The organism is Amycolatopsis sp. YIM 10, assembly GCF_009429145.1.
GTDB lineage: Bacteria > Actinomycetota > Actinomycetes > Mycobacteriales > Pseudonocardiaceae > Amycolatopsis.
This window is the reverse complement of the sequence record NZ_CP045480.1, coordinates 276,147-295,697: the sequence shown is the minus strand read 5'-3', so window position 1 is coordinate 295,697 and position 19,551 is coordinate 276,147. Positions and strand designations below refer to the sequence as shown.

The 19,551-nt window shown below is 70.7% G+C and carries 16 protein-coding genes; 7 read left to right on the top strand and 9 right to left on the bottom strand.

What is annotated here, in order from left to right; genetic code table 11:
* Nucleotides 1-13 precede the first annotated feature (13 nt).
* Entirely contained in the window at nt 14-955 is a 942-nt protein-coding gene (locus YIM_RS01430) for a Ku protein (protein ID WP_153028616.1), read from the top strand.
* Between the two features lie 11 nt (nt 956-966).
* Here the strand turns inward: YIM_RS01430 and YIM_RS01425 are convergent, their stop codons facing one another.
* On the bottom strand, nt 967-1,464 hold the full coding sequence (locus tag YIM_RS01425) for an FBP domain-containing protein (protein WP_153028615.1): 498 nt from the start codon (nt 1,462-1,464) through the stop codon (nt 967-969).
* 88 nt (nt 1,465-1,552) lie between these two features.
* Here YIM_RS01425 and YIM_RS01420 point away from each other — a divergent pair, with 88 nt between their 5' ends.
* Entirely contained in the window at nt 1,553-3,052 is a 1,500-nt protein-coding gene (locus YIM_RS01420; protein ID WP_153028614.1) for an adenylate/guanylate cyclase domain-containing protein, read from the top strand.
* Nucleotides 3,053-3,177: 125 nt separating this feature from the next.
* Here YIM_RS01420 and YIM_RS01415 read toward each other — a convergent pair whose 3' ends face one another.
* Both YIM_RS01415 and YIM_RS01410 read right to left on the bottom strand, forming a co-directional pair.
* On the bottom strand, nt 3,178-4,179 hold the full coding sequence (locus YIM_RS01415; protein ID WP_228004489.1) for a beta-ketoacyl-ACP synthase III: 1,002 nt from the start codon (nt 4,177-4,179) through the stop codon (nt 3,178-3,180).
* 156 nt (nt 4,180-4,335) lie between these two features.
* Nucleotides 4,336-4,713: an ArsR/SmtB family transcription factor gene (locus YIM_RS01410; protein ID WP_370468943.1), complete on the bottom strand. Its 378-nt coding sequence runs from the start codon at nt 4,711-4,713 to the stop codon at nt 4,336-4,338.
* On the opposite strand from YIM_RS01410, the gene YIM_RS01405 reads away from it, so the two are divergent.
* Entirely contained in the window at nt 4,703-6,052 is a 1,350-nt protein-coding gene (locus tag YIM_RS01405; protein WP_228004488.1) for an MFS transporter, read from the top strand. The genes YIM_RS01410 and YIM_RS01405 overlap by 11 nt on opposite strands.
* On the opposite strand, the gene YIM_RS01400 is transcribed toward YIM_RS01405, so the two are convergent.
* Nucleotides 6,049-6,684 (bottom strand): response regulator transcription factor, encoded by a 636-nt coding sequence (locus YIM_RS01400; RefSeq protein ID WP_153028613.1) that lies wholly within the window; start codon nt 6,682-6,684, stop codon nt 6,049-6,051. The genes YIM_RS01405 and YIM_RS01400 overlap by 4 nt on opposite strands.
* Entirely contained in the window at nt 6,672-7,895 is a 1,224-nt protein-coding gene (locus tag YIM_RS01395; RefSeq protein WP_153028612.1) for a sensor domain-containing protein, read from the bottom strand. The genes YIM_RS01400 and YIM_RS01395 overlap by 13 nt, the downstream gene beginning before the upstream one ends.
* An 80-nt stretch (nt 7,896-7,975) precedes the next feature.
* Here YIM_RS01395 and YIM_RS01390 point away from each other — a divergent pair, with 80 nt between their 5' ends.
* From YIM_RS01390 to YIM_RS01380, 3 genes are all read left to right on the top strand, one after another.
* Nucleotides 7,976-9,085 (top strand): winged helix DNA-binding domain-containing protein, encoded by a 1,110-nt coding sequence (locus tag YIM_RS01390; protein ID WP_153028611.1) that lies wholly within the window; start codon nt 7,976-7,978, stop codon nt 9,083-9,085.
* Between the two features lie 9 nt (nt 9,086-9,094).
* Entirely contained in the window at nt 9,095-9,694 is a 600-nt protein-coding gene (locus tag YIM_RS01385; protein WP_153028610.1) for a TetR/AcrR family transcriptional regulator, read from the top strand.
* Nucleotides 9,695-9,769: 75 nt separating this feature from the next.
* Nucleotides 9,770-10,405 carry an NAD(P)-dependent oxidoreductase gene (locus YIM_RS01380; RefSeq protein ID WP_153028609.1) on the top strand — a complete coding sequence of 212 codons (636 nt, stop codon included), beginning with the start codon at nt 9,770-9,772 and terminating at the stop codon, nt 10,403-10,405.
* A 120-nt stretch (nt 10,406-10,525) separates the two neighbouring features.
* Here the strand turns inward: YIM_RS01380 and YIM_RS01375 are convergent, their stop codons facing one another.
* From YIM_RS01375 to YIM_RS01360, 4 genes are all read right to left on the bottom strand, one after another.
* Nucleotides 10,526-12,100, bottom strand: coding sequence for a thiamine pyrophosphate-binding protein (locus YIM_RS01375; RefSeq protein WP_153028608.1), 1,575 nt, complete (start codon nt 12,098-12,100; stop codon nt 10,526-10,528).
* Nucleotides 12,097-14,127, bottom strand: a complete 2,031-nt coding sequence (locus YIM_RS01370; protein WP_153028607.1) for an acetate--CoA ligase family protein — start codon at nt 14,125-14,127, stop codon at nt 12,097-12,099. Before YIM_RS01370 ends, YIM_RS01375 begins: the two co-directional genes overlap by 4 nt.
* Complete coding sequence (locus YIM_RS01365) at nt 14,124-15,290, bottom strand: acyl-CoA dehydrogenase family protein (RefSeq protein ID WP_153028606.1); 1,167 nt, start codon at nt 15,288-15,290, stop codon at nt 14,124-14,126. The genes YIM_RS01370 and YIM_RS01365 overlap by 4 nt, the downstream gene beginning before the upstream one ends.
* Before the next feature lie 97 nt (nt 15,291-15,387).
* Nucleotides 15,388-16,215, bottom strand: coding sequence for an alpha/beta hydrolase (locus YIM_RS01360; protein ID WP_228004487.1), 828 nt, complete (start codon nt 16,213-16,215; stop codon nt 15,388-15,390).
* A 316-nt stretch (nt 16,216-16,531) separates the two neighbouring features.
* Between YIM_RS01360 and YIM_RS01355 the strand changes: the two genes are divergently transcribed.
* Nucleotides 16,532-19,486, top strand: a complete 2,955-nt coding sequence (locus tag YIM_RS01355) for an AAA family ATPase (protein WP_370468942.1) — start codon at nt 16,532-16,534, stop codon at nt 19,484-19,486.
* The last annotated feature ends 65 nt before the right edge of the window (nt 19,487-19,551 follow it).

Sequence of the window (19,551 nt, the reverse complement as noted above, 5' to 3'; positions counted from 1 at the left end):
CCTGGAGGCTCGCATGGCGCGACCGATCTGGTCCGGTGCGGTGAACTTCGGCCTGGTCACGGTGCCGGTCGAGTTGTACAGCGCCACCGAGGACCACACCGTCCACTTCCGCCAGTTCGAACGCGGCACGTCGGACCGGATCCGGTACCGCCGGGTGAACGAGCGCACCGGCAAGGAGGTCGACTACAGCGACATCGTCAAGGGCTACGAACTCGACGACGGCGACTACGTGCTGATCGAGCCGGAGGAACTGGACGAGATCGCGCCGGGCCGGTCGCGGGCGCTGGACATCGAGGCCTTTGTGGACCTCGACGAGATCGATCCGGCGTACTTCCAGAAGACGTACTGGCTGGTGCCGTCGAAGGAGGAGTTCGAGCGGGCGTACACGCTGCTGCTGGCCGCGATGGACAAGACGAACAAGGCGGCGATCTCGAAGTTCGTCATGCGGGGCAAGGAATACCTGGCCGCGGTCCGGGCCGGCGACGGGGTGCTGGTGCTGAACACCCTGCACTTCCCCGCCGACCTGCGGGATCCGGCGAAGGAGTTGCGCAAGCTGCCCGCGAAGCAGAAGCCACGCGGCAAGGAACTGGACATGGCGGTGGCGCTGGTCGACTCGATGTCCGAACCGTGGAAACCCAAGAACTACCAGGACACCTACACCGCGCGGGTGGAAAAACTGGTGCGGGACAAGAAGGCCGGGCGCACGGTCACGCCGGAGGAGGAGCCCGCGCAGGCCACCCAGGTGGTCGACCTGTTCGAGGCGCTGGCGAAGAGCGTCAAGGGACGGAAGCCGTCGACCGCGTCCACGGACCTGTCCTCGCTCAGCAAGGCGGACCTGGACAAAATGGCGCGCGACCTGGACATCAAGGGCCGCTCGAAGTTGAGCCGCGCCGAACTGGAGAAGGCGGTCAAGAAGGCCTCCTCCAGTTCCGGGAAGCAGAAGAAAGCCTCCTGAGCGTCCCGGCCTCAGCGGGTTTCCAGCACCTGCTCCACGAACCGGTGCAGTTTCGCTTCCAGCCGCCCGATCCGCTCGTCCAGCGTGACGGTCTCGTTGGGCTGCGGCGTGTCCGGCTTGAGCTTCCCGCGCAGGTAGTCCGAGCAGCGCAGGTTCGCGCACACGTACAGCCCGAGCGTGTTCCCGTCCTTTCCGGACTTCCCCGCCCGGCGCGCGGAGAAGAGCGCCACGTCGATCAACCCGTGCGTGGTCATGCACAGTCCGCACATCCCGCTGCGCAACCGGCTCTTCGGCGGGTCGGTCGCCCGCAGCGACATGCCGACCACGTCGCCTTCGTGCCGGGTCACCAGGTACGCGCGCTGCGGCGCCCGTGGATCCCTCCAGGCCAGGAAATCCAGGTCCGACCAGCGGATCTCTTCGGTCCGGGCCGGTAGCGTCAGTCCCTTCGCCTCGCCTTTCGAGCAGTTGACGAACGACGCCCTGATCTCGGCCTCTGTGAGCGGCTCCACCGCATTTCCCCTTTCGCGTCCAACGACCGGCCAGGGTAATTTCCGCTGTGAAGCGCGGCCACGCATTTTCCCTACGTACGATCATCACGTGCGCACCAGCCGCCTCCGCCAGAGTCTTCCTCCGCGGTTCCCCCTGCTGTTGCGCACCAGCCTCGGCTTCGCCGGGCTCGGCGTCGGGTCCAGTGTGTGCGGTTCCGGCGTGGTGTTCCTGCTGCTCGTGCTGCAGGGAATTCCGCACGACGTCGGTGAGCACGGCTGGACCATGGCCATCTGCGCCGCCGCGTACACCCTGTTCTCGCTGCTCGCCGGTTCGTTGTGGACAGCGCTGCTGCAGCGCCGGACGGCCGTCTGGTTCCTCTTCGACCGCGAGCCGTCCGAGGACGAGGTGCGCCGCGCGCTCCGCATCCCGATCGACCTCGCGCTGGTCAGCGGCACCCTGTGGCTGACCGGCTCGCTGGTGCTCGGCACGCTCGCCTGGGTGCTCGGCTCGGTGTGGGACGCGATGGGCGTCGGACTGACCATCCTGCTCGGCGGGCTGACCACGGCCGGGCTCACGTACCTGCTCGCCGAGCGGCTGGCCCGCCCGGTGATGACGCTGGCGCTGAAGGCCCGCCCGGCCGACGGCACGGTCTCGGTGACCGTGCTCACCCGGCTGGTGGTGACCTGGGCGCTGGCCAGCGGCGTGCCGATGCTGGGCGTGCTGTTGGTGGTGGCGCCACCGAACCTCGGCAGCGGTGATCCGACACCGAGCCTGATCCTGCTCTCGGCGATCGGCCTGGTGATCGGGGCAATCGCGACCGCGCTGCTGGCCCGCTCGGTCGCCTCGCCGCTGCACCAGCTCAAGGTCGCGCTGGACCGCGTCGCCCGCGGGCACACGGACGTGCGGGTGCCGGTCGACGACTCCAGTGAGATCGGCAAGCTCCAGGCGTCGGTCAACGACATGGTGGAAGGGCTGCGCGAGCAGGCCCGGCTGCGTGATCTGTTCGGCAGGCACGTGGGCGCGGACGTGGCGCGGCACGCGCTCGAGTTCGGCGCCTCGCTGTCGGGTGACGTGCGCGAGGTGACCGCGCTGTTCGTGGACGTGGTCGACTCGACGGCGATGGCGTACCAGTCGCCGCCGGTCGAAGTGGTGCGCAAGCTCAATCGCTTCTTCGCCTCCGTGGTCGACGCCGTGGGCACGCACGGCGGATTGGTCAACAAGTTCCAGGGCGACGCGGCTCTGTGCGTCTTCGGTGCACCGACGCGGCTGGCGGATCCGGCGACGGCGGCGCTACAGGCGGCCCGGTCCATCCGGGACTCCGTCCGCGAAGCCGGTGAGCTGGATCTGGGCATCGGCGTGGCCAGTGGCCGGGTGTTCGCCGGGCAACTCGGTTCGAGCAGCCGCTTCGAGTACACGGTGATCGGTGACGCGGTCAACGAAGCCGCCCGCCTCACCGACAGCGCGAAGAAGGTACGCAGTCGGATCTTGGCCAGCCAGGCCGTGGTCGAAGCCGCCACCACCACCGAACGAGGTCGCTGGCGCCGTCACCGGCGCCTGCAACTCCGCGGACGACAACAGCCTACGGTCACCTACACACCGACTGCCTGAATTCGCCCCGAGCTGCCCCGAGTTGTCCACAGGTGGGGTGGTTGTCCACAGATTCGGTTCGGCCGGAGCGGGGACACCCCGCCGCGGGGCACAGTCAGGGAGTGCTCCGAGAAATCAGAACGGCCTCAAGCGGTCGCCAAGGTGGGCCAGCGCAACAGCGTCGCGCCCCAGGTGAGGCCGGCGCCGAAGGCGCTCAGCAGGACCCGCTGCCCGGCGATCAGCGTGCCGTCGCGCTGCGCGTCGGCCATCGCGAGCGGGATGGAAGCGGCGCTGGTGTTGCCGGTCCGCTCGATGTTCACCACGAGCGCGTCCTGTGGCAGGCCGAGAAACTTCGCGGTCGCCTGCAGGATGCGGATATTGGCCTGGTGGCCGATGAACCGGTCCACGTCGCCGACGGTCCAGCCCGCCTGGTCCAGCACACTGCGCGACGCTTCGGCCATGCGTGTACCGGCCTGCCGGAACACCGCCTGGCCTTGCATGTCAAGGAAGTAGTCATGCGGGTTGTCCGATCGCCGCTGCTTCGCGCCGCCCGCGGGCACCATCAGCAGGTCCGCCAGCGCGCCGTCGCTGTGCAGGGCGAACGGGCCGAGCGCGCCGAGTTCGTCGGCGTCGCCGGCCCGCAGCACCACGGCACCCGCGCCGTCCCCGAAGATCGGCACGGTGCCGCGGTCGTCCGGATCGACCAGCGTGGTGAAGGTGTCCGCCCCGACCACCAGCACCCGCCGCGCGATCCCGCCCGCGATGAATCCGCTCGCGGTCGCCAGCGCGTAGAGGAATCCGCTGCACACGGCGTTCACGTCGACCGCGTTGACCTCGCCGAGCCCGAGCCGGGCGGCGACCTGCGGCGCGCTCGCCGGGCACACCTGGTCCGGCGTGGCCGTGGCCAGCACCACCGCGTCGACCTCGGTCAGCCCGGCCGAGTCCAGCGCCTGGCGCCCGGCGGCCACCGCCATGTCCACAGTGGACGTTCCAGCTTCGGCCACCCGCCGCTCGGCGATGCCGGTGCGGCTGCGGATCCACTCGTCGGAGGTGTCGAGCCTGGCGGCAATCTCCTCGTTGGCGAGCACGCGCGGCGGCAGCCACGCGCCGAGTCCACAGAGCACGGCGGCCACTACAGATTCCTCCACCGGCCAGAGGAAGGGAAAACCTGGCCGCTCCTCTCTTTTAAGACCTACCTCTCGGTATACCGGTGGGTTGTGTCCCAGGTCTCAATTCGAAGAATCTTCGCATTTCCGGGCGCGCAACCGATTTCCCGGCCACGGGATTCGGCCTCCGGGAGATGGTCAGGCCCAGCCGGCGATGATGTCGCGCCCTTGAGGGATGACCAGGTCGAGCAAGCCCGGGAAGCGAGCGTCAAGATCCTCGCGCCGAAGCCGGTTCAGCCGCCTGGTTCCTTCGTCTCGCTGGTGGATCACGCCTGCCTCGCGCAGCGTCTTGAAGTGGCCGCTCTGGGTGGACTTGCTGACCGGCAGCGCGAACGTCGCGCAGGCGAGCTCGCCCTCCGGCTCGGCCTCGGCAAGCCGAGCGACGATCGCCAGCCGGACAGGGTCGCTGAGCGCCGCCATCACGGTCGTGAACTCCAGCTCGTCCCGCGCCGGGTGCACAAGCTTGGTCGCCGTCCTGCTCGCCATGGCTTCCACCGTACCGAACATGTTCGGCATGCTCGAACATCTGCTATGTTCGGAATTGGCGAACATAGAGGAGGGCCGCATGCCGAACGACACCAGCGCTACCGAGGCGGCCCTGTCGCGTGGCCCAGCGGAGTCGTCCGGCGGCGGTCCGCGGACCGGTCGGGCGAGCGGGTGGCGGTTCTGGGCCACGGCCTACACGTTGCTGATCCTGTTGACCGGAACGAATCTGCCGACACCTCTGTATCGCAGCTACGAAACGCGGTTCGGCTTCTCGCCGTTCGTCGTCACGCTGATCTTCGCCGTCTACGTGGCCGTGCTCATCCCGTCCTTGCTGGTGGCCGGTCCGCTCTCGGATGCCATCGGGCGGCGCCGCGTGCTGCTGCCCGCCCTCGTGCTGGCGGGCTTGGGATCACTCGGATTCGCGCTCGCCACCAGCACGGGGTGGCTGTTCGCCGCTCGGATCCTGCAGGGCCTTGCCGTTGGTGCGGCTTCCGGGGCGTTGACTGCCGCGCTCAGCGAACTCGAACCCTCCGGCAGCCGCCGCAAGGCCGCGTTGGTCTCCACCGTGGCGTCCGTGGGCGGACTGGGGCTTGGCCCGGTGCTGGCCGGAGTGCTCGCGGAGTACGCCACGGCGCCGGATGTGGTGCCGTTTGTCGTCGAGATCGTGCTGCTGATACCGGCAGTCGTCACGGTCGCGCGGATGCCGTCCACGCAGCAACGGACCCGGTGGCGGCCTCGGCGCCCGCAGCTTCCGCCCACGACGCGAGCGGTGTTCGTGACCAGCGGGGCAGCCAACTTCCTTGCCTTCGCGGTAATCGGACTGTTCCTCAGCCTCATTCCGGCCTACGTTGCCGCGCTCACGAACAGCGCGAACCTACTCCTTGGCGGAGGAACCGCGGCACTGATGCTGGCCTGCTCAGCCGTTGTCCAGCTCCTCACCTACGGACGACCACCACGCCGTCTCCAGCTCGTGGGGTTACCGGTCTTGGCGCTGGGGCTGGGACTCCTCGTGCTCACCGGGAGCGCACCCTCGCTCGCGTTGCTGCTGGGAGCGACGGTCCTGGCGGGCGCCGGCCACGGATTGGTGTTCCTCGGCGGGCTCACCGCAGTCAACAACACGGCTCCTGCCGGCAGTCGCGCCGAGGTGCTCTCGAGCTTCTACGTCATCGTCTACACCGGTGTGGGGCTGCCCGTTATCGGCGTCGGCATTCTCGCCAGCACTGTCAGCCTCACCACGGCCGTGAGCTGGTTCGCGGGCAGCGCCGCCGCCTTGTGCCTGCTCGTTCTGCTCGCGCTCAGCCATGGAGCTCCCGGAGCGAGAAGACGACTGAGGTTCCGCCACGCAAACCACTTCCGAAACACTGGCTAGCCGAGAAAAGCCAGTACGGCGAGAACACGCCGGTGCCCGGCCTCGTCCGGTGGCAGGTCGAGTTTCGCGAAGATGTTGCCGACGTGCTTGTGCACGGCCCGGTCGGTGACCACCAACCGCCGGGCTATCTCGCCGTTGGCGAAGCCCTGCGCCATCAGTTCCAGGACCTCGCGTTCGCGCGCGGTCAGCGCCGCCAGCGGGTCGTGGCGCTTGGTCAGCAGCTGCGCGACCACCTCCGGGTCCATCGCGGTGCCCCCGCCGGCCACCCGCTCGAGCGCGTCCAGGAACTCCGCCACCCGCGCGACCCGGTCCTTGAGCAGGTATCCGACCCCGCCCTCACCGCTGGAGAGCAGTTCACCGGCGTAGGTCTGCTCGACGTACTGCGAAAGCACCAGCACCGGCGAACCCGGTGCCTCGCGCCGCACGCGCAGCGCCGCCCGGACGCCCTCGTCGGTGAACGACGGCGGCAGCCGAACATCCACAATGGACACATCGGGCCGGTGCCGCGCCGCCGCCTCGATGAAGGCGGGGGCGTCGGTGACCGCGTCGACCACCTCGTGCCCAGCAGTGCCGAGCAGCAGTTTCAGGCCTTCGGCCAGCAGGACGTTGTCCTCGGCGATCAGGACGCGCACGGGCAGTCCATCGCCACCACGGTCGGGCCGCCCACCGGGCTGTCCACCAGGAACTGCCCGTCCAGCGCGGCGATCCGGCGCCTCATCCCAGCCACGCCGGTTCCCCTCTCCTCGCTGATGCCGCCACGCCCGTTGTCCGTCACGACCACGCTCAATGTATCGCCGATACGGGTGACGGTGACCTGCGCGCCGGTCGCGCCGCTGTGCTTGACCACGTTCGTGAGCGCCTCGTTCACCACGAAGTACGCGGCCGCCTCCACCGGGGCGGGCACCTTGCCGAGCGAGGGCACGTCCAGCTCCACCGGCAGCGGGCAGTTCGCCGCGACCGCGGCCAGCGCGCCCTCCAGCCCACGGTCGGCCAGGATCGGCGGGTACATCGAGCGCAGCACCCCGCGCAGTTCGGTCATCGCCTCCTCGGCCCCCTCCCGCGCCTCGGCGAGCAGGGTGGCGACGGCCTGCGGATCCCGCTCGAGCTGCTGTTCGGCCAGGCCCAGCCGCATCGCGATGGACACCAGCCTGGCCTGCGTGCCGTCGTGCAGGTCGCGTTCGATCCGCCGCAGTTCGGCGCCGTGCGCGTCGACCGCACCGGCGCGGGTCTCCTCCAGCGTCTCCACCCGTTCAGTCAGCTTCTCCCTGGCTGACGGCGCCAGCAGCAGTCCGGAGACGCGCGCGCTCAGGTCAGCGATCAGCGGCACCACGAACAACGCCAGGACGAGGCACAGCACGAGCTGCACCAACCCGAGCCCGACGGCGCTGCCCCAACTGGTCACCGGGATGTTCGCGATCACCCGCATCGGGTCGTCGTCCGGGAACAACCACCACAGCGAGATGGTGGGCACGGCGAGCAGCGGCAGCACCGCCAAGCCGGTGCCGAGCGTGCCCAGCACCAGCCCGCCCAGCATGTTCGCCGGCAGCCAGCGCAGGTCGCGCAGGGTGGCGGGGTCGGCCAGCTGCGCCCGCAGGTCACCGTCGAGCCGCTGGTGGCCGGGGATCTCCCGGCCCAGCCGGGCACCCACGCGCCGCCGTTCGAAGTCGGCGATCCGGCCGAGCCACCGCAGTTCGTGCGGCAGCGCCACCAGCCCGATGCCGAGCAGGCTCACCGCGGCGGTGAAGAGCATCACCGGCAGCATGAAGGCAGTGACGATCCCCGTGCCCAGGGTGCCGAGGCTGTACCGGAAGGCCGCGACCGCTCGCCGCCACACGTTGTCCATGCCGCTGATTCTTCACCGGAGAGCAAGCTCGGCGCGGTGGGACTGGCTACACCATTCGCCGGGGAATCTAGGCTCAGCGCATGCCGACTGGGGACGTACTGACCACGCGTGCGCTGAACCGGGCCACGCTGAGCCGCCAGCTGCTGCTGGCCCGGGAGCGGATGTCCGCGTACGACGCGGTGGAACACCTCGCCGGGCTGCAGGCCCAGTCGCCGTCCCCGCCGTACTTCGCGCTGTGGACGCGGCTGACCGGCTTCCAGCCGGACGAGCTGGCGCAACTGCTGCTGGACCGCCGGGTGGTCCGCATCGTCACCATGCGCGGCACCGTGCACCTGCTCACCGCGCGCGACGCGCTCGACTGGCGCCCGCTGACCCAGCCGGTCATGGACTCCGATCTCCGCGGCAACACCCTGCACTCCCCGAACTGGCACGACCTGGACTTCGCCGCGGTGGCGGCGTACGCGCGGGAACTGCTCGCCGAGCAGCCGCGGTCGGCCAAGGCGCTCGGGGAGGCGCTGGCCGAGCGATGGCCGGGGCGGGCGCCGTCCTCGCTCACCCAGGTGGCCAGGAACCTCCTGCCACTGGTGCAGATCCCGCCGCGCGGTCTGTGGGGCAAATCCGGCCAGCCCACCTACGCCCCGCTGGACGACTGGGTCGGCGAGCCCGTTCCGGCGAACCCGTCGCCCGAGGACTTCGTGCTCCGCTACCTGCGGGCGTTCGGCCCGGCGAGCGTGCAGGACGTGCAGGCCTGGTGCGGGCTGACCAGGCTCGGCGAAGTGGCCGACCGGCTGCGGCCGCGGTTGCGTTCCTTCCGCAACGAAGCCGGGCGCGAGTTGTTCGATCTGCCCGACGCGCCGCGGCCGGACCCGGACACCCCGGCGCCGGTGCGCTTCCTCGGCGGCTTCGACCAGAACCTGCTCTCCTTCGCCGACCGCACCCGCATCCTCAGCGACGAGTACCGCAAGCGGATCTTCACCAAGAACGGGCTCATCCCGCAGGTGGTGCTGGCCGACGGCTTCGTGTGCGGCCGGTGGCGCATCGGCCGGGACAAGGGCATCGCCACGCTGACCGTCGAGCCGTTCGAGAAGATTTCCAAAAAGGACATCCGGGCGCTGGAAAAGGAGGGCGCGGAGATGCTCCGGTTCGCCGAACCGGCTGCGAAGGGGCACGATTTCCGGATCGATTGGTAGCGTCTGATCATGCCCCGTCCCAGCGTGGAAGCCGAGCGGCGCGCGCAGATCCTGCGGGCGGCGTGCGCGGTCATCGCGGACAAGGGCTTCGCGCGCCTGCGGGTGTCCGATGTGGCCGCGGCGGCCGGGGTCAGCGGCGGCACGGTGCACTACTACTTCGACACCAAGCAGGACCTGGTGCACGCCGCGTTCGAAGACAACTACGTGCGTTCGCTGCAACGTCGTCGCTGGATTCTGGACACCAGCGACGATCCGGTGCAGAAGCTGCGGCTGGTGGTGGATTCGTACCTGCCCGACGGCGAAGAGACCACCGAGGCGTGGAAGGTCTGGGCCGAGCTGTGGTCGCAGGGCATGCACCAGCCGGAACTTCGCGAGCTGCACGACCGGATGTACGGCGACTGGCGGCGCATCGTGGCCGGGGTGATCCGCGACGGGCAGCGCGGCGGGCAGCTGCGGCCGGGCAACGCGGTGCACCTGGCGAACATGCTCATCTCGATGATCGACGGCCTGGCCTACCAGGTGCTGCTCGGCTCGACGGCGATGCCGGTGAGCCGGATGCGCGCCACCTGCCTCGCCTTCCTCGACGATCTGAAGGTTCCCTCGGGGTAACTGGCTTTCGTTGCAGTAACGGATTTTTCCTGAATACGTTCGGTGCGGTCCACACCGAACGAAAGGAAGAATCCGATGAGCGCAATCGTGGTTTTCGGTGCCGGGGGCCGGGCGGGCCGAGCCGTCGTCGCCGAGGCGGCCGGGCGGGGGCACCGGGTGACGGCCGTGGTGCGGGATCCGGCCAAGTACCCCGACCTGACGGCCGACGTGGTCGCCGGGGACATCGGCAGCGCGAGCAGCGTTGCCGAGGTGGTGGCCGGGCACGACGCCGTGGTGCACGCCGCCGCCGCGCTGGACCGACCGGCCGACCTGATCTTCGCCGAGGCGGCGCTGGCCCTGCTCGATGGGCTGCCGCGGGCGGGCGTCAGCAGGTTGGTGGCCATCGGCATGGCCGCCAACCTGGAGGTCTCGCCCGGCGTGCGGTTGATGGACGAGCCGGGCTTCCCGGCCGAATACCTGCCGTTCGCGCTGGGGCACACCGTCGGCCTGCACGTACTGCGAGCCGCACCGGCCGAGCTGGACTGGGTGATGCTTTCACCGCCGATGGTGCTCGACGAGGGCGCGCGCACCGGCCACTACCGCACCGGTGGCGACCAGGTGCTCACCCCGGGCGAGCCGGGCCACCTGTCCTACGCGGACCTGGCGATCGCGGTGGTCGACGAGATCGAAACCCCCAAGCACCACCGCATCCGAATCGCCGTGGGCGACTAGCGAATTCCAGCCGTGGCCCCGGTCTTTCGACTCGGCAACCGTTGTCACTGCCGATGTCGGAGAACCGACCGGGCGGAAAACCCTGGCCCTGTACGGCGTTGACGCAACCGCGGTTCGTGGCTAGCCGCGTAGGTGGATCACTGTGGGGCGGTCGGCGTCGAAGGCGTCGTGGAGGACTTCGGTCAGGCCGTCGTAGTCGGGCAGGGTCAAGCCGTGGCAGCCCATGGATCGGCCCAGTTCCGCGAAATCGGGGCTGGGCAGGTCGACGGCGAGCGGCAGATCCCCGCGTTCGGCCATTTCGTCGCGGATTTCGCCGTAGCCGCCGTTGTCCACCACCAGCACCGGCAGCGGAAGTTCGAGTGCGGCGGCCGCGGCCAGTTCGGCCACGGTGAACATGATGCCGCCGTCGCCGTGGAGGGCGGCGACTCGCGAGGACGGGCGTCCCACGCGGGCGCCGATCGCGGCGGGCAGGCCGTAACCAAGAGTGCCGAGGCCGGTCGGGTACAGGAAGGAGCCCGGGGTGTAGCGCGGCAGGTTCGACAACGCGCCGTAATAACAAACCATCGCGCTGTCGGCGGCGAGAATCCCGTCGCGGCCCAGTGTTTCGTCGAGGGCGGCGAGGATCGGCAGCCACGGGCCACCCTGCCGCGTGGCCTCGGCGAAGATCTGCTGCCGCCAGCGCGCCACGCGATCGAAGGAGTCCGAAATGGATGTTCGGGTGATGTCGTCGAGCAGGGCGCGCAAGGTCACCGCGGCGTCGCCGACCAGCGGCACGTCCGGGTTGGCGTTGGTCACCACGCCCGCCGGGTCGATGTCGATCCGGATCAGGCGTCCGGGGAAGCGCAGCGGGCCGTTCCACAGGTCCGCGGGCGCCAACTCGGTGCCGACGGCCAGCACCACGTCGCAGTCGGCCGCGAAGTCCGCGACCGACCGGTGGTGCAGCCCGGCACCCAGCGCGCACGCGTGGTCCTCGGGCAGGATTCCCTTGCCGTTGGCCGAAGACAGCACCGGCGCGCCCAGCCGCGCGGCCAGCTCGGCGAGTGGTTCCGCGGCACCTCGCGCGCCACCGCCGACCAGCACGCCCGGCCGCTCCGCCGTGTTCAGCAACTCCAGCGCCCTGGCCAGTGCCTCCGGCGCGGGAACCGGCCGCGCCACCGGGATCGGCGGCACCGGCTCGACGTCGTCTGCCTCGTCGATCAGGTCCAGCGGCAGTTCCAAGTGGACTGGACGCGGCCGCCCGGACCGCAGTTGCGCGAACGCCTGCGCCACCGCGGCCGGGATCTCGGCCACGCTGGTCACCCGGTGGCTTCCCGCGGTGACCGCCGCCATCGCGCCGGTCTGGTCCCGCACCTCGTGCAGGATTCCGTTGCCACGACCGGGATGCCGCACCGGCGGCCCGGGAGAGATCACCAGCATCGGCACCGAGTCGGAGTACGCCTGCGCGGCCGCGGTGGCCGCGTTGAGCACGGCCGGTCCGCTGGTCGTCAGGCACACGCCGGGCCTGCCGGTGACGCGTGCATACCCGTCGGCGGCGAACCCGGCGCCCTGCTCGTGCCTGGTCAGCACGTGGCGGACGCCGTACCGGCCGAGTTCCGCGTAAATCCCGAGGTTGTGCGTGCCCGGAATGCCGAACAGCACCTCGACCCCGTGCGCGGCCAGCGATTCCACCAGTGCGGCTCCACCGCTGAGCTTCACGTGCGTTCCTCTCCGGCCCTGGTGAGCAGCGCGTCGACGGCGAGCACACCGTCGGCGCCCACCCGCACCGGGTTCAGTTCGATCTCGGCCACCGCCGCGCAACCGGCCAGCACCGAGGAGACCGCCGCGACCGTCTCGGCCAGCGCCTTCACGTCCAGCGGTTCCCGCCCGCGCCAGCCGTCCAGCAGCGGATAGCACCGGAGCCTACGCAGCATCGTCATCGCCCGCTCGGTGTCGACCGGGCCGAGTTCGATCGTGGTGTCGCGCTGCAGCTCGGCGTCCGTGCCCCCGGCGCCGACCAGCACCAACGGCCCGAACGCCGGATCGCGCCGTGCGCCGATGATGATCTCCACGGTGTTCTCGCGGGTGTCCATCTCCTCCAGCACGTACCGCCCGGGGCCGAGCTTGTGCAGCATGTCCTCCAGCGTCCACACCGCCGACATCGCGTCCGTCAGCCCGAGCGCCACCCCGCCGGTATCGCTCTTGTGCGCGAGGAAGTCCGCTTTGAGCGCATACGGCGGCCGCAGGTTTTCCGCGGCGGCCAGCAGGCTTTCGCGATCGGTCACCGCCACGCCGGCGGGGAACCGCACGCCCGCCGAGGCCACCAGATCGCGGGCCGCGAGATAGCCCTCGCCGACCGGGGCCGCGCTACCCCACACCAGCGGCAACGGGCACGGCGGCGCGAACTGCGCGGCCGTGCCGAGCGCGCCCGCCGCCGCCTCGACGGTGTGGTAGGTCGGCACGCCGCAGTCCCGCAGCGCGCGCACCGCGTCCGAATCGGCCGACATGCTGTGCACCACCACCGGGATCCCGGTGCGGTGCACGGCGAAGCCGAGTTCGGCGACCACGCCGAGTTCGGTCTCACGCAGCATCGGCGTGTCCTCGCCGTAGCTGCCGAAGTACCCGGTGAGCAGCACCGCGTCCACCTCACCGCTGCCGGTCAGCTCACGCACGACGCGGGCGTAGCTGCGCAGGTCCTGCTCGCCGCCGCCGGCCAGGTCGACCGGGTTGAGCGAGTTCGCCGCGTCCGGCAGGCCCGCTTCGATCCGGGCCGCCAGCACCGCGGGCAGCGGCGTTACCCGCAGCCCGGCCCGCGCGGTCACGTCGGCGGCGACCGCGCCCTGGCCACCGCTGTCCCCGACGATCGCCACCCGCTTGCCCTTCGGCCGGGTGGTCAGCAGCAGGTAGCGGGCCAGGTCGACCACCTCGGCCGGCGTCCGCACGCGGACCGCGCCCGACGCGCGACAGGCCGCGTCGACCACGTCGAGCGAGGAGGTCAGCGCGCCGGTGTGCGACCGCGCCGCCGTCCGTCCGGCGTGGCTCTCCCCCACGGTCAGCACCACCACCGGCTTGTCCGCTTCGGTGAGCCGGGTGATCGTGCGGACCAGCTCACGGCCGTCGCCGAAGCTCTCCGCGTAGATCGCCACCACCCGCGTGGACTCGTGCTCGACCAGCTCGCCGGCCATCTCCTCCAGCGTCAGGTCGGCCTGGCGGCCCACCGAGACGAACCGCGAGACGCCGATGCCTGCCGACGCCGCGAGCCCGGCCAGTTCCAGCCCGACCTGGCCGCTCTGCGAGACGATGCCGAGCGCACCCGGTTCGAACTGGCCCCAGGCCAGCTCCAGCTGGGTTTCCGCGTCGAACAGGCCGAGGCAGGCCGGGCCCAGCAGCCGCGCGCCGCCCGCGCGCACCCGCCGCGCCAGTTCGTAGTCGTCCTCGATCCCGTCGCTGATCCCGACCAGCCCGCGAGCACCCAGCTCCAGCGCCTCGTCGACGATCTGCGGGACCGCGGGCGCGGGCACGCTGAACACCACCAGCTCGGGTGGTTCCGGCAGGTCGGCGAGGCTCGCGTAGGGCACGCGGCCGACCACCGCGCCGCCGCGGGAGTTGACCAGGTAGACGCGGCGGCGGTCCTCACCGGTCAGCGCTCCCCTGGCCAGCCAGTGGCCCCACTTGGCCGGGTCCGCGCTCGCGCCGACCACGGCGACCGACGCCGGATCGGTGAAGGGCCGGGGTTCCTCGCTCATGCCCTGGCCAGCCTTCTGGCGATGACCAGCCGCTGGATGTCCGAGGTGCCTTCCTCGATCTCTTCGAGCTTGGCGTCGCGCATCCACTTCTCCACGAGGAATTCCTGTGAGTAGCCCCAGCCGCCGAGCGTCTGCACAGCGGCCCAAGTGCACCACATAGCGTTCTCCGAGCCAACCAGCTTGGCCGCGGCGGCCTCGGCGGTGACCGTTTCCCCGGCGTCGAACAGCCGGGCCGCGCGCTGCGTGAGCAGGTGCGAGGTGTCCACCTTGACCGCCATGTCGGCGAGCCGGAAGGCTACCGCCTGGTGCTCGATGATCGGCACCCCGAACTGGATCCGGCGACCGGCGTAGTCGAGCGCGACGTCCAGCGCGGCGCGGGCGAGGCCGGTGGTGGACGCGCCGATCAGGACGCGCGAGGCGTCGAAGGTGCGCATCAGTCCGTAGAAGCCCTGCCCTTCCTCGCCGAGCCGGTCCGCCGCGGGCACGCGGACGTCGTCGAGAAAGATCTCCGCGTTGACGATGGCGCGCTGCCCGAGCTTGCGCATGGGCTTGCCGACGGACAGGCCGGGGGTGTCGCGGTCGACCACGAACGCGGTCACGCCCTTGGCCCCGCGCCCGGGGTCGACCGTGGCGAACAGGACGAACCACTTCGCGTATGGCGCGTTGGAGATCCACGCCTTCTGTCCATTGAGGACGTAACTGTCACCGTCGCGGACGGCGCGGGTGCGCAGCGAGGCGGCGTCCGAACCGGCGTCGGGCTCGGTGACGGCGAGCGCGGTCAGCGGCGGATCGTCGCCGGTGAGCGGCGCGAGCCAGCGTTCCCGCTGCTCCGGGGTGCCCAGTTCGAGGATCGGGTCGGCGAAGAAACCGTTGGAGGTGATCAGGTTGCCGATGCCGATGTCCCCGTGGCACAGGGCTTCCTGCACCAGCGACTGGGTGACCAGATCGGTCACTCCGCCACCGCCCACCGACTCCGGCAGCATGAACCCGGTCAGCCCGACGGCGGCCGCGCGGCGCCACAACCGAAGCGGCGATTCGGTCTGCGCGTCGTCCACCGCCCTGGCGATCGGGCGGATCTCCCTGGCCGCGAACTCGGCCGCCAGCTCACGGAACTGGCGCTGCTCCGCGGTCAACGCCACGGCGTCGCGAAGGACATGGGGCATGGGCGTTCTCCTGTCGGCGACGACGGCGAGAGGATAGTTGACTGACGGATCAGTTATTCCGAGGGTCGCCCGGCACCCCGGCCGCTGTCAAGGACCGCTACGGGGTCACCACGGCGTCGACGAGCTGGGGTCCGTCGAGCAGGGAGCGGTCGTTGTGGTCGGCGCCGTGCACCGGAACGGCACGGGCCCGGCCCGCGGCGGCCACCTCGATGCTCTGCTCCGGCGGCACGATCGAATCGGCGTCGCCGTAGACCACCACGATCGGGACGTCGATCCGCCGGACGTCCTCGGCCACCGGGAAGCGGTCCCACATCATCGACCGCACCGGCAGGAACGGGTACTTCAGCTCGCCGACCGAAGCCAGGTCGACGAACGGCGACCGCAGGATCAACGCGGCGGGCGGGTGCTCGGTGGCCAGCTTCGCCACCAGCGAGCAGCCAAGGCTCTCGCCGTAGTACCGCAGCCGATCCGTCGGCACGCCCTGCTCGCCGACGAGGAACCGGTGCGCCGCGCGGATGTCCTGCGTCAGTCCCTCCTCGCTCGGCGAACCGGGATTGCCGCCGAAGCCGCGGTAGTCGAAGAGCAGCACGCTCAGCCCGCGCCCGGACAACGCGCGGGCCAGCGGCGCCCGCATCGACCGGTCACCCGCGTTGCCGGGCGCGACCAGCACGGTGAACCCGGTGTCCTGGCCGCGGGCCGGCACGAACCAGCCGCCCAGCCGCAGGCCGTCGGCGGTGTCGAAGGCGACGTCCCGCGCGCCCGGCAGCACGGACGCCGCCGGCGGCACCGCACCGGGTGCGGGAAGGTAGATCACCTTTCGCTGGAAGGCGTACAACAGGGTGACCAGGAGCAGCCCCACCGCGGCCAGACAGCCCAGTCCGATCAGCCACGGCCGCCACATCGGCTCAGTGTGCCACGGGGTCATCGTGGCAAGAGTGTTATTCGATATTCACCCGAACGTGTGGGTCCGTACGTAGGAATTTTCGTTGCTTACTGGACGTGACATCCGGCCTCACACGTCCGAGGGAGTTACCCCCGGAACAGGTGAAGAACACCAGTTGGCTACTCAGTGTCATCCGGGGTCCACCGGAAGTCGGCAAAACGGTGACATTCCGTTCCCAATCGCCCTTTTCACCTGGAGATACGCCCGGCTGTACAAGGTTTACCCGGGGGTGCCGGACTGCCTAGGCTCCGCTCAGCGCGGTGACCTGCCCCAGTCACCCGTTGTCGAGGAGCGAGCCATGATGTGGATGGCCCAACGCCCTGCAACCGCCGTGCCGACGGTGCCACAGATGCCACCGTTGTCGTCGGTGCTGTCCGTGCGGACGAGCTCACCCGTGCTCGTCGGCCGGGACACCGAGCTGACCACGCTCGTCGAGCTGGTCGCCGAACGCCCGTCGGCCGTGCTGCTCGAAGGCGAAGCCGGCATGGGCAAGACCAGGCTGGTGCAGGAGCTGCTGCGGCGGCCCGAACTGGCGGGCACGCGTGTGCTCACCGGCTCGTGCCAGCCGCTGCGAGAACCCTTTCCGTACGGCCCGGTGCTGGAAGCGCTGCGCGGGGTCGCCGATTTCCCGATCGGGCCGCTGAGCCCGGTGGCCGGCGTGCTCCGGCCACTGCTGCCGGAGATCGCCGACCTGCTGCCGCCGCGCCCGCAACCGCTGGCCGACACCGCCGCCGAGCGGCACCGCGAGTTCCGCGCCATCCGCGAACTGCTCGGTGCCTGCGGTCCCGCGCTGCTGGTCATCGACGACCTGCACTGGGCCGACGAGCGCACGCGCGACCTGCTGTGGTTCGTGCTGTCTCGGCCGCCGGAGCAGCTCGGCGTCGTGGTCACCTACCGCAGCGAGGACCTGCGCACCGGCGGTCCGCTCGGTGTGCCGTACCGCCCGGCCGAGGGCGTGCGCGCGGCCCGCGTGCAGCTCGGTCCGCTGAACGTGCCCGCGGTGCGCATGCTGGCGTCGACCATTCTCGGCGCGCCGCGCGTGGCTGAGGAGTTCGCCGCGAAGCTGCACGAGAGCACGGCGGGCATCCCGTTCGTGGTGGAGGAGACCCTGCGCGCGCTGCGTGGCCCGGCCGGTGCGGTCGAGGTCGACCGCGCCACCGGGCACCGGCTGCTGGACAGCCTCGAAGTACCGGTGCTGCTGCGTGAGGCGATGACCGAGCGGATGAGCACGCTGTCCGACACCGCCGTGCGCGTGGCCCGCTCCGCCGCCGTGCTCGGCGTGCCCGCCGAAATCTCGCTGCTCGGCGCGCTGGCCGGGCTGCGCGGGCGGCCGTTGTCCACCGCGCTGGCACAGGCGCTGGACGCCGGGGTGCTGCGCGAGGTGACCCGCGACCGCTACGGCTTCCGGCACGCGCTGGCGATGAAGTCGGTCTACGACGCGATCAGCGGCCCGGAAAGACAGTTGCTGCACGCGCGCGCGATGCGGGCGCTGGCAGCTACCGAACCCCCACCACTGGTGCAGCTGGCCGGGCACGCGAAGGCGGCGGGCCGCATCGGCGAATGGCAGCGGTACGCCGAGGCGGCGGCGGACCAGGCGATCGAACTCGGCGAAACCTCACTGGCCATCGACGCGCTGCAGGCGGTGCTCGACGGCACCACACCCGCCGCGGCGGACGCGGGCCGGATGGCCGAGAAGCTCAGCCGGGTGGCGTTGCGCGGGCTGCGCCCCGACGTCACCAGGACGCTGGAGAAGGTGATCGGCCAGTACGAGCTGTCCCCGGTGGTGCGCGGCACGATCCGGATGAACACCGGCCTGCTGCTGGTGCGCAAGAGCGGTGAACTCTCCCGCGGGCGCGCCGCCGTGCAGAAGGCCATCGACGAGCTGGCCGGTGCTCCCGAACTCGCCGCGCGCGGCATCAACCTGCTGGCCCAGCCCATCGACGGCACCACCCCGCTGTCCTGGCACCAGCAGTGGATGGAACGCGCGCGCCAGATCCACGACCAGCTCGACGACCCCGAACTGCGGCTGGCGCTGACCGCCGACCGCATCGCCGGGCGCGCGCACATCGGCGACGGTTCGGCGTGGGACGAGTTCGAGCGGTTCAAGTCCGAGCCGGGCGAGGTCGCGGTGACCGTGGCCGAACGCGTGCAGCAGGCGCGGTTCTGGTGCAACCTCGCCGACGCCGGCGCCTGGGTCGGCCACTTCGACCGCGCCGCGCACCTGCTCAAGGACGGCCTGCGGATCGCGAACTGCGCCGGCGCGCTCTTTGTCACCGGCAACGGCCAGTCGACCAGGACGCGGCTCGACTGGCTGACCGGCAACTGGTCCGGTCTCGCCGAATCCGCCGAGGCGCTGCGCGAGAAGTACCGCGACCTCGCGGCGATCACCTCGGAGTCGGCGCTCGTGCTGGCCGGGCTCGCCTGCGTGCGCGGCGAGTTCGACCAAGCCGAAAAGCACCTGGCGGCAACGAATCTGCTCAATCCGGAGCAGGGCGTGATGACCGTGGTGCTCAGCGCCGCCGGCATGCTCTCGCGGGTGCGGCTCGCCGCCGGTGACGTGCCCGGCGCGTGCGCGGCGGCCGATCACGGCATGGCGACCGCGCGGCGCAAGCAGATCTGGGTGTGGGCGGCGGAACTCGTGCCGTCCGCGGTCGACGCCTACGTGCACGCCGGGCGCCTCGACGACGCGGAGCTGGCCATCGCGGACTTCGCCAGAGGCATCGCCGGGCGCGACGCACCGGCGGCCTCGGCGGGACTTGCTTCCGCCCAGGCCGTTTTGCTTGCCGCACAAGGGAAGCACGCGGAAGCCGCGGAAAGCTTCGCCAGCGCGCGCGAGCAGGCGGACGCGATGCCGATGCCGTACCTGGCGCACTGGGCGCGGGAACGCGGCGCGCTGTCGCGCCTCGAAGCCGGTGACACCAGCACCGCGCTCACCGAACTGAGCACCGCGGCCGACGGTTACGAGGCACTCGGCGCGGCACGTGACGCGGGCCGGTGCCGTCACCGGTTGCGCGAACACGGCGCCTGGGCCCCGTCACAACGAGGCAGGCGCGGTTACGGACAGCAATTGTCCCCGCGCGAGAAGGAGGTCGCGGAAATGCTCGCGGCCGGGCGCACCAACCGCGAAATCGCGAACGGCCTGTTCCTTTCGCCACGCACCGTGGAGCAACACGTGGCGAATGTGCTGCGAAAACTCGGTGCGCGATCACGCACCGAAGTCGGTCGGAAAACTTCTTTAAATACGTACCCCTAGTGAAATATTTGCGGATTGTTCGCCTGGTGGCCCGGGGCGAGGATTTTTCGTGAGGGAACCCCAGC